Raw genomic sequence first — 13,506 nt, 5'->3', positions numbered from 1 at the left:
GTTCACCCATCAAGCGCGGCGTCCCGCTTTTCATACGCCATGGTTCGAAACGCCGTGCGAGCAACTGTTCTCCTGCGAAAGGTCTCCGCATGCTCTCCGGGAACGGTCGTCACCGTCGCCCCCGCCAGGCTCCGGCTCTCCTCGTCGCGGCCGGAGTGACCGGCTCGGCCATCGCGATCCCCCTCCTCGGGGCCGGCGCCGCCAGTGCCGCCGACGGCTCGACCTGGGACCGGGTGGCCGAGTGCGAGTCGGGCGGCTCTTGGAGCCAGAACTCCGGCAACGGCTACTACGGCGGCCTGCAGTTGACCCAGGAGGACTGGGAGGCCTACGGCGGCCTCGACTACGCGCCCAGCGCCGACCAGGCCAGCCGCGGCCAGCAGATAGCCGTGGCCGAGAAGATTCTCGCCGACCAGGGTGTCGGCGTGTGGAGAGCCTGCGGGCTGCTGGGGGGTCTGGACCAGGACGCGCCCGCGCTCGACGTCGACACCGGCGTGGAGGGTGACTCGTCGGGTGCGTCCGGCTCCGAAAGATCTGCCACTCCGTCACCCTCCCAGTCCGCCGGCTCCTCGTCGGACGCGAAGGACGCCGAGGGCGCCGAAAACGGCCAGAAGAAGGAAGCAGGAGCGGACGCTTCTCCCTCGCCCTCGGCGTCTCCCTCCGCACAGGGGGACGACTCGGGCAAGTCGGGGCAGAAGGCCGACGCTTCGGAGTCGGCCGACGGCGAGGACTCCGGCAGCGGTCGCCACCGCGGCGCCAGCGCCGAGGAGGAGGCGCGCGAGGGCCGTGACGCCGGATCCTCCGGGCGGCACGCGTCGCGCGGCGGTCTCGGCTTCACGCGCAGCCTCGACAGCTCCTCCCCGTCGAGCGACTCCGGGTCGGGCTCCGCGGGCGGCTCCTCGGCCGCCTCCGACTCCCTTGCCCTCGGTGGTGGATGGCTCGCCCAGTACGGCGGGGGCGACGAGGCCGAGGGTGCCGCCACCCCGCATCTCACCCTTTTCGGTTAAGGGATCGCATTCCTGTTTGAGTCGGTTGAATTCTGACATTCCTACAGCGGCGGCCGGTCGCTCGGGCGTCGGCCCTGCGCCGGCCGGGTGGTGGCGGCGCGCCGACCGGGTGACAGGTGGCCCGGAATGCGAAAAAGCGCACCGATGGTGGAAGTTGAGAGTCATGGTTCGCAACAAATGTCCGGTTTAAAGGTGATGAGAGATAGGTCTCAGAAGCCCTGATCGTCTTTGATAATCCGCTGCGAGCGTGTCTACGGTCGTGACCGCTCGTCATCACGGGCCCCGGCTGCCGCCACGCCGAATCCTGCCAGTGGCAGCACGGGAACAGTCGTCGCGTCATGCGCCGTAGGCAGGAGCGGGGGACCCAAGGTAGGCGCCGGATCCGGTGAAGTGCGCCGGGTGCGGCTCGGGGTGAAGCCGCGTCCCGCAGGGGAACGCGGCCGGGCAACTCAACCGGCCCGAACCCGACAGCTCACCTCGTAGGCGTCGGTGAGGGGATCCATCCATGCTGTTTTCCAGCAAGGGCAAGCACCGTCGTCCGTCCAAGGCCACCCGTGCCATCGCCGTCGCCGGCGTCACCGGTGCCGCCGTCGCCGCCCCGCTGATGGCGGCCGGCAACGCCTCCGCCGCCACCGCCGCCGAGTGGGACGCCGTCGCCCAGTGCGAGTCCGGCGGCAACTGGTCGATCAACACCGGCAACGGCTACTACGGCGGCCTGCAGTTCTCCGCCTCCACCTGGGCCGGCTACGGCGGCACGAAGTACGCCGCCACCGCCGACCAGGCCGGCAAGGCCCAGCAGATCGAGATCGCCGAGAAGGTCCTCGCGGGCCAGGGCAAGGGTGCCTGGCCGGTCTGCGGCAAGGGCCTGTCCGGCGCCGCCTACACCGGTGGCGGTTCCACCGGGAGCTCGGGCAGCCAGAGCTCGGGCAGTCAGAACTCCGGCAGCCAGGGCGGCGGTTCCTCGCAGGGCTCCCAGCAGCAGGCGCCGGAGCAGCAGGCGCCGGAGCAGAGCACCGAGGCCGCTCCCGAGCGTTCCGCCGAGCAGAAGGCCTCCCGCTCCGACGAGCGTCCGGCCGCCAGGAAGACCGTCACCACCCCGACCGGCGAGAAGGTCAAGAAGGGCGACGGCGAGTACAAGGTCCTCAAGGGCGACACCCTCAGCTCGATCGCCTCGGAGCACGATGTCAAGGGCGGCTGGGACAAGCTGTTCAAGCTGAACGACGACATCGTCGAGGACGCCGACCTCATCTACCCGGGCCAGCAGCTGCACCTGAAGTAGGACGCCGGCCGCGGGTCCGGGCCCCGGCCCCGCGGAGGCCTGCCCCGCCCCGGCGCGCGTCCCCCGTGCGCCGGGGCGGGGCTTTTCCGTGGCCGGAACGGGCCTCCCGTTCCCGGGTTTCCCGGACCCGTCTTTGTTCCGTTCGGAAACAATTTACTCTCGGTTCTGTCCGCGAAGCGGCCGACCGGATGGCCGATCGCCCCGAGCCGGATAGGCTCGGGTCCGCAGGGCCCCGTGGCCCCGCTGAACCACGTCACATCCATGAAGGAGATGCTCGTGCCGTCCATCGACGTCGTCGTAGCCCGGGAAATCCTGGACTCCCGAGGCAACCCCACGGTCGAGGTCGAGGTCGGCCTCGACGACGGCAGCACGGGTCGTGCCGCCGTCCCGTCCGGCGCCTCCACCGGCGCCTTCGAGGCCATCGAACTCCGTGACGGAGACCCCGACCGTTACCAGGGCAAGGGCGTCGAGAAGGCCGTCCTGGCCGTCATCGAGCAGATCGGCCCGGAGCTCGTCGGCTACGACGCCACCGAGCAGCGCCTGATCGACCAGGCGATGTTCGACCTGGACGCCACCGACAACAAGGGCTCCCTCGGCGCCAACGCCATCCTCGGCGTCTCCCTGGCCGTCGCCCACGCCGCCTCCGAGGCCAGCGACCTGCCCCTGTTCCGCTACCTCGGCGGCCCCAACGCGCACCTGCTGCCGGTGCCGATGATGAACATCCTCAACGGCGGTTCGCACGCGGACTCCAACGTGGACATCCAGGAGTTCATGATCGCCCCGATCGGCGCGGAGTCCTTCTCCGAGGCCCTGCGCTGGGGCACCGAGGTCTACCACACGCTGAAGAAGGTGCTGAAGGGCCGCGGCCTGTCCACCGGCCTCGGCGACGAGGGCGGCTTCGCCCCGAACCTCGGCTCCAACCGCGAGGCCCTCGACCTCATCCTCGAGGCCATCAAGGAAGCCGGTTACACCCCCGGCGAGCAGATCGCCCTCGCGCTCGACGTCGCCGCCTCCGAGTTCTACAAGGACGGCACGTACGTCTTCGAGGGCAAGGAGCGCTCCGCCGCCGAGATGACGGAGTACTACGCCGAGCTGGTCGCCGCGTACCCGCTGGTCTCCATCGAGGACCCGCTGTTCGAGGACGACTGGGACGGCTGGAAGGCCCTCACCGACAAGCTCGGCGACAAGGTCCAGATCGTCGGCGACGACCTGTTCGTCACCAACCCGGAGCGCCTGGCCCGCGGCATCGAGGACGGCGCGGCCAACGCCCTGCTGGTCAAGGTGAACCAGATCGGTTCGCTGACCGAGACCCTGGACGCCGTCGAGCTGGCCCAGCGCAACGGCTTCAAGTGCATGATGTCGCACCGCTCCGGCGAGACCGAGGACGTCACCATCGCCGACCTGGCCGTCGCCACCAACTGCGGCCAGATCAAGACCGGTGCCCCGGCCCGCTCCGAGCGCGTCGCCAAGTACAACCAGCTGCTGCGCATCGAGGAGATCCTCGACGACGCCGCGGTGTACGCCGGCCGCAGCGCCTTCCCGCGGTTCAAGGGCTGATCCGCCGGTCCGCCGAACCGACGGCCCGCGCCGGGTGACGACCGGGGTCGTCGTGTCCTGGCCGGGCGTCCGTACGTCCCCGGACGCGGTCCCGTACCGTGTCCGGGGACGTACGCGCGTATGACAGGGGAACGGGAGGCGGGGAGATGGCCGTGAAGGACCGGGACCGGTTCTCCACCGCGACCAGGATCCGGCTGATCGGCGAGCAGACCGCCGCCCGGGTCTACCGTTCGCAGACCAAACGCCAGGCCCGCCGTTCCCGGCTGACCGGCCGGGCCGCGCTGCTCGCCCTGGTCGTCTGCTCGCTGATCGTGGCCCTCGCCTATCCCATGCGGGAGTACGTGTCCCAGCGCGCCGACATCGCCGACCTCCAGCAGGAGCAGGACGCGGCCAGGCAGCGGGTCGAGCAGCTGCGCGACCTGAAGGCGCGCTGGCAGGACGACGCCTACGCCGAGCAGCAGGTCCGCGCCCGGCTGCACTACGTCATGCCCGGCGAGACCGGCTACATCGTGATCGACCCGGGCGCGGCCGAGCAGCCGCGCGCCGACCGCGGATCGGCCGACCGCCCCTGGTACGCCAACGTCTGGGACGGCGTCGACACGTCCGATGCGGCCGGGCGATGAGCCCGGCGCCGTAGCCTTACTCCTCACGAGCACCAGCACCGCAGAAAGACAGGTATGGAAACGCCCCCGCCCACGACCCCGCGCACCGACCCGACCGACGCGGACGTCGAGGCGTTCACACAGCAGCTCGGGCGGCCCCCGCGCGGGCTGCGCGCCATCGCGCACCGCTGCCCCTGCGGGCAGCCGGACGTCGTCGAGACCGCGCCGAGGCTGCCCGACGGCACCCCCTTCCCGACGCTGTACTACCTCACCTGCCCCCGGGCCGCCTCGGCGATCGGGACGCTGGAGGCGAACGGCGTGATGAAGGAGATGACGGAGCGGCTGGCGACGGACCCGGTGCTGGCGGCCGCCTACCGCGCGGCGCACGAGGACTACGTCCGGCGCCGCGACGAGATCGAGGAACTGAAGAACTTCCCGAGCGCCGGCGGGATGCCGGACCGGGTGAAGTGCCTGCACGTCCTGGTCGCCCACTCGCTGGCCGCCGGCCCCGGCGTCAACCCGCTGGGCGACGAGGCGCTCGCGATGCTGCCGCAGTGGTGGCGCAAGGGCCCGTGCGTGACGGCCGCCGAGCCGCCCGCCGGTGGGGGATGGCAGGTGGAGAGCTCGGACGGCGGCTACTTCGCGGCCAGGCCGATCGAGGAGGACGGCCGATGACCCGCGTCGCCGCCATCGACTGCGGTACCAACTCGATCCGGCTCCTGGTGGCCGACGCCGACCCGCGGACGGGTGAACTCGTCGACCTGGACCGGCGCATGACGATCGTTCGGCTCGGCCAGGGCGTCGACCGCACGGGCCGGCTCGCCCCCGAGGCGCTGGAGCGGACGTTCGCCGCCTGCCGCGCGTATGCCCGGGTCATCAAGGAGCACGGCGCGCAGCGCGTCCGCTTCGTCGCCACCTCCGCCTCCCGCGACGCCGAGAACCGCGACGCGTTCGTGCGCGGAGTGCTGGACATCCTCGGCGTGGAGCCCGAGGTCATCACCGGCGACCAGGAGGCCGAGTTCTCCTTCACCGGCGCCACCAGGGAACTGGCGGGCCGTGCGGACCTGCACCGCCCGTTCCTGGTCGTGGACATCGGCGGCGGCTCCACCGAGTTCGTCGTGGGCGACGACCGCGTACGGGCCGCCCGGTCCGTCGACGTGGGCTGCGTACGGATGACCGAGCGGCACCTGCTGCGGGACGGGGTGGTGCAGGACCCGCCGTCCGAGGAGCGGATCGCGGCGATGCGGGCCGACATCGAGGCCGCCCTCGACCGTGCCGAGCGGACGGTCCCGCTGCGCGAGGCCCGCACCCTGGTCGGCCTGGCCGGTTCGGTCACGACCGTGTCGGCGATCGCCCAGGGCCTGCCCGCGTACGACTCGACGGCCATCCACCACTCCCGGGTCACCCGGGAACGCGTCCGCGAGATCACCGACCGCCTGCTCCACGCCACCCACGCCGAACGGGCGGCGATCCCTTCCATGCACCCGGGCCGGGTCGACGTCATCGGGGCGGGCGCCCTCGTCCTGCTCTCCCTCATGGAACGCACCGGCGCGAAGGAGGTCGTCGTCAGCGAGCACGACATCCTGGACGGGATCGCCTGGTCCGTCGCCACTGACGCGTAGTGCTCTGCCGAGCAGCGGGAACACACTTTGAGCGGTGATCGGAAGGGCCGGTCGGGCCCTTCCGCGGAGTGTCGGCGGGAAAGTTCGTGAAGTTCTTCACAAGGAAATCGGCCCGGTGGATCGAAGAACCGGGTCCGGTTGCCCCTTTCGAGCCCCCTGGGTCGCTTTGAACGTGTTCAGGAGGCGCGGGCGGGGGGTTCCCGAGGGGTCGCCGCCGACCCTCCGCGCGCGACCTCACGGGGGTCTCGGGAGCGAAGAGAGGCAGCTCACGCGGCATTGACAACGGGTCGCGGGCGGCCCTGGTTCCCGGATCCCGGCATGGGCTTGATCACAAAAGCCGGGAAGTGTAACACGAGCACTGTCCGAGCTTGTGAAGGGGCGCACGAGCCCACCCCTCGGGGCGGGTGGATACTCGATGGCATGAGCACCACGGAGCGTCCCAGGATCCTCGTAGTAGGCGGTGGGTACGTAGGCCTGTACGCAGCTCGGCGCATCCAGAAGAAGATGCGTTACGGCGAGGCGACCGTCACCGTCGTCGACCCGCGGTCGTACATGACCTACCAGCCCTTCCTCCCCGAAGCCGCCGCCGGCAACATCTCCCCGCGGCACGTCGTCGTCCCCCTGCGACGCGTGCTCCCCAAGGCGGAGGTTCTCACCGGCCGGGTCACCACCATCGACCAGGACCGCAAGGTCGCCACGGTCGCGCCGCTCGTCGGCGAGGCCTACGAGCTGCCCTTCGACTACCTGGTCATCGCGCTCGGCGCGGTCTCCCGCACCTTCCCGATCCCCGGCCTCGCCGAGCAGGGCATCGGCATGAAGGGCATCGAGGAGGCCATCGGCCTGCGCAACCACGTCCTCGAGCAGCTCGACAAGGCCGACTCCACCACGGACGAGGAGATCCGCCGAAAGGCGCTCACCTTCGTCTTCGTGGGCGGTGGCTTCGCGGGCGCGGAGACCATCGGCGAGGTCGAGGACATGGCCCGGGACGCGGCCAAGTACTACAGGAACGTCTCCCGCGAGGACATGCGCTTCATCCTCGTCGACGCCGCCGACAAGATCCTCCCCGAGGTGGGTCCCAAGCTCGGCGCGTACGGCAAGGAGCACCTCGAGAGCCGCGGTGTCGAGGTCTACCTCTCCACCTCCATGGACTCCTGCGTCGACGGCCACGTCGTGCTGAAGAACGGCCTCGAGGTCGACTCCCACACGATCGTGTGGACGGCGGGCGTCAAGCCGAACCCGGCACTGGCCCGCTTCGGCCTGCCGCTGGGCCCGCGCGGCCACGTCGACACCCGGCCGACCCTCCAGGTCACCGGCACCGACTACATCTGGGCCGCGGGCGACAACGCCCAGGTGCCGGACCTCGTGGGCCGCAAGGCCGGCAACGAGAACGCCTGGTGCCCGCCGAACGCCCAGCACGCGCTGCGCCAGGCCAGGGTCCTCGGCGACAACGTGGTCTCCGGCATGCGGGGCTTCCCGCAGAAGGACTACAGCCACGCCAACAAGGGCGCGGTGGCGGGCCTCGGCCTGCACAAGGGCGTCGCGATGATCGTCATGGGCAAGATGAAGATCAAGCTCAAGGGCCGTCTCGCCTGGTACATGCACCGTGGCTACCACGGCCTCGCGATGCCGACCTGGAACCGCAAGATCCGCGTCTTCGCCGACTGGACGCTCGCCGTCTTCCTCAAGCGCGAGGTCGTCTCGCTGGGCGCGATCCAGTCCCCGCGCGACGAGTTCTACGAGGCCGCGAAGCCGGCGCCGCTGCCCGCGGCCGCCGAGCCGGTCCCGGCCGGGAAGGCGGAGAAGGCCGGGAGCGAGAAGGCCAAGGCCTCCTGACCGCAGGCCTCCCGACCGCAGGCTTTCCCGCCGCAGGCCGTCCGACCCGCAGGCCCCGCCGGGCCCGCGCCCGGTCGGGCGGCCTGCGGTCCGCCCGGTCCGCAGGCCTCCCGACGTCCCCCGGTTCGCCCGTCGGGAGCGACACGCCGTCTGCCGGGCCGTCTTCGGCTCCTCGAAAGGGCCGCCCGCCATCCGTGGTGCGGGCGGCCCTTTCCGGCGTTTTGCCCACTCATGACGCGCGCCGGGGGGTGCCGTGCGCCCCGTAGGTGTTTTCTTGGTGAGGACATTCCGGGATTTCCCCTCCCCAGGCTCTCGACCTCGCTCGAGCAGGGGACGGCCCTATCGGAGGTGCACACCATGAGAGACGCCGCTCCGCGGCTGAAGGGCCTTGTCGAACAGCTGGTGGGGGCGCCCCTCCCGCTGCGCATCCGCGCCTGGGACGGATCACAGGCCGGTCCGCCCACCGCCCCGATCCTCGTCGTACGCAACCGCCGTGCCGTGCGCCACCTGCTGTTCAAGCCGGGCGAACTCGGCCTCGCCCGCGCCTGGGTGACCGGAGACCTCGGCGTCGAGGGCGACCTGTACACCGCCCTCGACGCCATCGCCGGCCTCGTCTGGCAGCGCGGTGAGGACGCCCCCACCCTCGCCCGGTCCCTGCGCGACCCGGGCGTCCGCTCCGCCGTCCGCGGCCTCGTCGCGCTGGCCGGCCCGCCGCTGCCGCCCGGCCCGCCCCCGGAGGAGGTCCGCAGGCCCCGCCGCGGCCTCCACACCAGGCACAGCGACCGGCGGGCCATCAGCCACCACTACGACGTCGGCAACGACTTCTACGAGATCGTCCTCGGCCCGTCCATGGTGTACTCCTGCGCCTACTGGCCCGCCCCGCCGCCGCGGGCGACCCTCGAACAGGCCCAGCGCGACAAGCTGGAACTCGTCTGCCGCAAACTCGCCCTGACGCCCGGGCAGCGGCTGCTGGACGTCGGCTGCGGCTGGGGCTCCATGGCGATCCACGCCGCCCGCGAGCACGGCGTGAGCGTCGTCGGCGTCACCCTCTCCCCGGCGCAGGCCGGGTACGCCCGCAAGCGCGTCGCCGAAGAAGGACTCACCGACCGCGTCGAGATCCGCGTCCAGGACTACCGGGACGTCACGGACGGCCCCTACGACGCCATCTCCTCGATCGGCATGGCCGAACACGTCGGCTCCCCGCGCTATCTGGAGTACGCCACCGCTCTGCACCGTCTCCTGAGGCCCGGCGGGCGGCTGCTGAACCACCAGATCGCGCGCCGCCCGCAGCGGGACGAGGCGGAGTACGAACTGACCCCGTTCATCGACGCGTACGTCTTCCCCGACGGTGAACTCGCCCTCGTGGGTACCACCGTGTCCCTGTTGGAGCGGGCCGGCTTCGAGACGCGCGACGTCGAGTCGATCCGCGAGCACTACGCCCTCACCCTGCGCCGCTGGGTGGCGAACCTGGAGGCCGACTGGGACCGGGCGGTCTCCCTCGCGGGGCCCGGCCGTGCCCGCGTCTGGCTGCTGTACATGGCCGCCTCCGCGCTCGCCTTCGAACGCAACCGCCTCGGCGTCAACCAGGTCCTGGCCGTGCGGACCCCCGGATCCGGCACCTCCGGTCTCCCCTTGCGCGCCCGCACCTGGAACTGACGGAGCGGTGCCCGTCCCTCCGCCCCTCGGCCGGCACCCGGCACGACGAAGGGCCCTGTTCCGGCGACCGACGCCGAGCCGGCTTCGGCCACCGGAACAGGGCCCGCGCCCCGTCCCCCCGTACTGCTTCACCCTCCGGCCGCCGACGGCTACTCGGCCTTGATCGCCCCGAGCATGTTCAGCCGTGCCGCCCGCCGGGCCGGCCACAGTGCCGCGATGACGCCCACGGCGCCGGACAGCAGCAGGAAGACCGCCAGCCGGTCCCAGGGCAGGATCAGTTCGTACGTCGCCACCGTGGAGTCCACCAGCCGGCCGGCCGCCCAGCCGAAGAACACGCCGAGGCCGATGCCGAGCACCCCGCCGAACAGGGAGATCACCAGGGACTCCAGGCGGACCATCCGCTTGACGCCCTTGCGGTCCAGGCCGATCGCGCGGAGCATGCCGATCTCCTGGGAACGCTCGAACACCGACATGGCCAGGGTGTTGACGACCCCGAGGACCGCGACGAGCACCGCCATCCCCAGCAGCCCGTAGACCATGTTCAGAACCAGGGTGAGCGTGGACGCCAGCTCGTTGGAGATGTCCTTCTTGTCCTTCACCTTGATTCCGGGGTTGGTGCCGAGGGCCTCCACCAGCCCGTCCTTCGCCGCGTCGGAGGCGCCGCCGGAGGTCTTCACCATGACCTGCATGTCGAGCGGGTCCGACTGGTGCGGGGCGAGGGTCGCGGTGTCGAGCATGATGCCGCGGAACATCTTGTTGCCCTCGTAGACACCGGCGACCGTCAGTTCCTGCTTCTCGCCGTCCTCGTAGGTGAGGGCGAAGCGCGAACGGGCCTTCCAGCCGTACTCCTCGGCCGTCTCCTGGTCGACGACGACCCGCGTGCCGGTCACCTCGAAGGCGCCGTCGAGAACCGGGAAGTCGGTCAGTTCGCCGATCGAGGCGCCGTCGACGCCGGTGACGAAGTCGGTCCCGCCGTCGAGGCGGACGGCCCCGTTGCGCAGCGGGCTGGTGGCGGTGACGCCGTCGGACTGCTTCAGGGCCCGCCCGACGTCCGGCGACAGCCAGTTGCCGTTCGCCATCGACACCACGTAGTCGGCCTCGATCGAGGAGGCGGCCATCTTGTCGATGGCGTTCTGCAGGCTGCCCGCCACCACCGTCATGCCGGTGATCAGGGTGAGTCCGATCATCAGCGCGGACGCGGTCGCGGCCGTACGGCGCGGGTCGCGCACCGAGTTCTGCCGGGCCAGCTTCCCGGACACCCCGAAGACGCGCAGCACCGGCGCCGCGGCGGCGATCAGCGGGCGGGACAGCAGCGGGGTCAGGATGAACACGCCGATGATCAGCAGCACCGCGCCGATGCCCATGGGGGCCTGGCCGTCCGTGCCGCTCATCGTCGTGGCCGCGAGGACCACCGCGACGCCGGCACCCGAGACGAGCGCGCCCAGCGTGTTGCGCAGGACGAGCGACCTGGTCGTCGCCTTGGCGTGCACGGAGCTCATCGCCGCCACCGGCGGGATCTTCGCGGCCCGGCGGCCGGGCAGCCAGGCGGCGAGCATGGTGATCAGGACGCCGACCGCGAACGCGGTGCCGACGGTGCCCGGAGTGACGACCAGCGGTCCGGCGGGCACGGACCCGTCGAACGTCCCCATCAGGGCCTGCAGCCCGGCCCCGATGCCGATACCGGTGAGCAGTCCGACCACGGCGGCGACCGCGCCCACCACGAACGCCTCGAGCAGCACCGACCGGGTGACCTGCCGGCGGGAGGCACCGACCGCGCGCATCAGCGCCAGCTCCCGGGTGCGCTGGGCGACCAGCATCGTGAAGGTGTTGGCGATGATGAACGTGCCGACGAACAGGGCGATGCCGGCGAACACCAGCAGGCTCTGCTTCATCTCCTCCATGGAGGAGGCGATCATGCTCGCCTGGTCCTCGGCGAGCTTCGTGCCGGTGGTGGTCTCCACGGCGCCGGCGGGCAGCGCCTTGTCCAGCTCCGCCCGCAGCGCGGCGTCGGAGACGCCGTCCTTCGCCTTGACGGCGATCTCGTCGAACGTGTCCCCCTTGCCGAACAGCTTCTGCGCGGTCGCCGTGTCGAACAGCGCGAGGCTGCCGCCGGCCGCGACGTTGCCGTCGTCGGTGGTGAAGACGCCGGCGACGACCGGTTCGAGGACGGGGCCGTCGACCGACATCCGTACGGTGTCACCGACCTGGTAGCCGGTGCGCTTCGCGGTCTCGGTGTCGATGAGGACCTCGTCCGCGCCCTTCGGGGCGTGCCCTTCGGTCAGCGGGTAGCGGGGGTCGTCGGTGCCCCAGTAGTTGCCGCCCTGCGACTGGAAGCCGTCGCCGATCAGCCTGCCGTCCCGGTCGGCCATGGCGGTGAACCCGGTGACGACCCCGATGGCCCGCGCGGCGCCGGGCACCCGGGCGCTGTCCTCGACCATGGCCGGGGTCAGCTCGTAAGCCTCACCGAGCTCGTCGCCCCCGGCGTCCTTCCAGCCGGGGGTGACGGCGACGTCCACGTGGTCGAAGCCCTTGGCGGAGCTCTTCTGGAGGGCGTCGGAGATGGTGTTGGTGAAGACCAGGGTTCCCGACACGAAGGCCACGCCGAGCATCACGGCGAGCACGGTCATCAGGAGCCGGGCCTTGTGCGCGAACACGTTGCGCAAGGCGGTACGGAACATGGGTGTCTTCTCGAGTCCAGTCGTACGGGTGGGGGTGCGGGACGTCAGCAGGGGCGGGGGCGCGTCACCACGAAAAGTGACGGAGCCTCAGCTGGTGCGGCCCTTGGCGTCGAACTGCTTCATGCGGTCGAGCACCGAGTCGGCCGTCGGTCCGTGCACCTCGTCCACGACCCTGCCGTCCGCGAGGAACACCACCCGGTCCGCGTAGGCCGCGGCGACCGGGTCGTGGGTCACCATGACCACCGTCTGCCCCAGCTCGCGCACGGAGTTGCGCAGGAAGCCGAGCACCTCGGCGCCGGACCGGGAGTCGAGGTTGCCGGTGGGCTCGTCGCCGAAGATGATCTCGGGCCGGGAGGCGAGCGCCCGTGCCACGGCGACGCGCTGCTGCTGACCGCCGGACAGCTGCGAGGGCCGGTGGCTCAGCCGGTCGGACAGTCCGATCATCCGGATCACGGTGTCGAGCCACTGCTTGTCCGGCTTGCGCCCCGCGATGTCCATCGGGAGGGTGATGTTCTCCAGGGCCGTCAGGGTCGGCAGCAGGTTGAACGCCTGGAAGATGAAGCCGATCTTGTCCCGGCGCAACTTGGTCAGCTGCTTGTCCTTGAGGGAGCCCAGCTCGGTGTCGCCGATGCGCACGGAACCGGCGGAGAACGTGTCGAGCCCGGCCACGCAGTGCATCAGCGTGGACTTGCCGGAGCCGGAGGGGCCCATGATCGCGGTGAACTCGGCCTGCCGGAAGTCCACGGAGACCTGGTCGAGGGCGACCACCCGGGTCTCGCCCTGGCCGTAGATCTTCGACAGCTCCGTGGCGCGTGCGGCCACGGCGGTGGTCCGGTCGGCGATGGGTGCGGTGGTCACGGGATGGGCACTCCTGACGGAACGGCGTTGCGCGGGAACGGGACGGTCTCCATCGTCGCGCCCGCCCGCCGCCGTGTAGTCAGCCGCTGTTCCGGTTCCGGGGGGCGACTCGGGGCGGACCCCGGTCGCCGCCGTCATACCTGGGGATGACGGCGGACCCGGAGCGGGGGAGGAGTCACCGGAGCCGGGGAGTGCCTTCGTGCCGAGCGGAGTCCCACTGCGCGGTGGATGTCGTGGGAACGGGTGGAGTGCCCTTGTTCGGGCGGTGAAATTCCGTCATTCCGTACGCACCGCCGGCCCCCGCACGCAAGGCTGGTGGCATGTGCTGATGGCAGTTTCCGTGGCCTGATACACCCTCAGGCGTCAATAAAATAAGACAACATCGGCTCACCACCCCGCAGTTCGGGGGAGGGGTCC

10 protein-coding genes and 1 riboswitch are annotated in these 13,506 nt (G+C 71.2%); of the genes, 8 read left to right on the top strand and 2 right to left on the bottom strand.

All coding sequences use genetic code 11. From position 1 onward, the window contains the following. Positions 1 to 89: 89 nt before the first annotated feature. The 8 genes from TU30_RS19660 to TU30_RS19625 all read left to right on the top strand — a co-directional run bounded on the left by TU30_RS19660 (position 90) and on the right by TU30_RS19625 (position 9,553). Positions 90 to 1,004 (top strand): transglycosylase family protein, encoded by a 915-nt coding sequence (locus TU30_RS19660; protein WP_042171744.1) that lies wholly within the window; start codon positions 90 to 92, stop codon positions 1,002 to 1,004. Positions 1,005 to 1,335: 331 nt separating this feature from the next. Beyond that, a riboswitch (cyclic di-AMP (ydaO/yuaA leader) is annotated at positions 1,336 to 1,505 on the top strand. Between the two features lie 4 nt (positions 1,506 to 1,509). Further along, complete coding sequence (locus tag TU30_RS19655; protein WP_042171743.1) at positions 1,510 to 2,283, top strand: transglycosylase family protein; 774 nt, start codon at positions 1,510 to 1,512, stop codon at positions 2,281 to 2,283. Positions 2,284 to 2,559: 276 nt separating this feature from the next. Further along, complete coding sequence (gene eno / locus TU30_RS19650; RefSeq protein ID WP_042171846.1) at positions 2,560 to 3,840, top strand: phosphopyruvate hydratase; 1,281 nt, start codon at positions 2,560 to 2,562, stop codon at positions 3,838 to 3,840. A 146-nt stretch (positions 3,841 to 3,986) separates the two neighbouring features. Beyond that, positions 3,987 to 4,463: a septum formation initiator family protein gene (locus tag TU30_RS19645; protein ID WP_042171742.1), complete on the top strand. Its 477-nt coding sequence runs from the start codon at positions 3,987 to 3,989 to the stop codon at positions 4,461 to 4,463. A gap of 54 nt (positions 4,464 to 4,517) precedes the next feature. Then, entirely contained in the window at positions 4,518 to 5,117 is a 600-nt protein-coding gene (locus tag TU30_RS19640) for a DUF501 domain-containing protein (protein ID WP_042171741.1), read from the top strand. After that, entirely contained in the window at positions 5,114 to 6,064 is a 951-nt protein-coding gene (locus TU30_RS19635; protein ID WP_042171740.1) for a Ppx/GppA phosphatase family protein, read from the top strand. Before TU30_RS19640 ends, TU30_RS19635 begins: the two co-directional genes overlap by 4 nt. Positions 6,065 to 6,484: 420 nt before the next feature. Beyond that, positions 6,485 to 7,897 (top strand): NAD(P)/FAD-dependent oxidoreductase, encoded by a 1,413-nt coding sequence (locus TU30_RS19630; protein ID WP_078878376.1) that lies wholly within the window; start codon positions 6,485 to 6,487, stop codon positions 7,895 to 7,897. Positions 7,898 to 8,254: 357 nt separating this feature from the next. Further along, complete coding sequence (locus TU30_RS19625; protein ID WP_042171738.1) at positions 8,255 to 9,553, top strand: cyclopropane-fatty-acyl-phospholipid synthase family protein; 1,299 nt, start codon at positions 8,255 to 8,257, stop codon at positions 9,551 to 9,553. A gap of 149 nt (positions 9,554 to 9,702) precedes the next feature. On the opposite strand, the gene TU30_RS19620 is transcribed toward TU30_RS19625, so the two are convergent. Together TU30_RS19620 and TU30_RS19615 are read right to left on the bottom strand one after the other, a co-directional pair. After that, positions 9,703 to 12,231: an ABC transporter permease gene (locus TU30_RS19620; protein ID WP_042171737.1), complete on the bottom strand. Its 2,529-nt coding sequence runs from the start codon at positions 12,229 to 12,231 to the stop codon at positions 9,703 to 9,705. 87 nt (positions 12,232 to 12,318) lie between these two features. Then, the gene (locus TU30_RS19615; protein ID WP_042171736.1) at positions 12,319 to 13,089 is read right to left on the bottom strand and encodes an ABC transporter ATP-binding protein; all 771 of its coding nucleotides are present in this window, start codon (positions 13,087 to 13,089) and stop codon (positions 12,319 to 12,321) included. Positions 13,090 to 13,506: the final 417 nt, after the last annotated feature.

This window comes from Streptomyces sp. NBRC 110035 (assembly GCF_000829695.1).
Lineage (GTDB): Bacteria > Actinomycetota > Actinomycetes > Streptomycetales > Streptomycetaceae > Streptomyces.
Note: the sequence above shows the minus strand (reverse complement) of the source record. Positions and strands in the feature narration are given on the sequence as shown.